The 513-nt window shown below is 49.9% G+C and carries 1 protein-coding gene; it reads left to right on the plus strand.

The window, feature by feature from the left end; translation table 11 throughout:
* Positions 1-513: hypothetical protein (locus R7093_RS28245; RefSeq protein ID WP_318147411.1), on the plus strand; the 513-nt coding region annotated here is incomplete at both ends.

Raw genomic sequence — 513 nt, forward strand, 5'->3', positions numbered from 1 at the left:
CGAAACCTTACGCAACAAGGGGTTCTGCCTGTCGCCAAAGGGCGAAATGGTATCGATCCTCTTGCGTGTATCCATGCTTACATTACCTATAAATCGCAATCAAAAGCCTCTGATTCAAAACCGGAAACCGAGCAAGAAGATGAGGAAGCGTTTGCGAAATTAGAACGCGATCTCAAGTTAGAGGAACGGCGCGAAAAGTTGGCGATGCTAAAAGCCAAGCGCGTACTGTTTGAAAAAAGTTACGCACCAATAGACATCATCGTCGACACCTTAGAGCAGGTATGCGCCAGAGTAGGTACACGCCTCGACACCCTCCTTCCGAAACTAAAGAACGCATGGCCCGACATGCCACCCGAAGCGGTGGAAGTTTTAGAGGCCGTGATTGCTGCTGTATTAAATGAGTGTGCCGATGTTCAACCAAACCTCTCCGATTACATTGACAGCGATCCAGACGAAAGTCCGTCGTGGCTTGATGGGGATGAGGAGAACAATCGCCATCAAGGGAGCGGAGGG

The sequence above is a fragment of the Vibrio sp. 1580 genome (assembly GCF_033340055.1).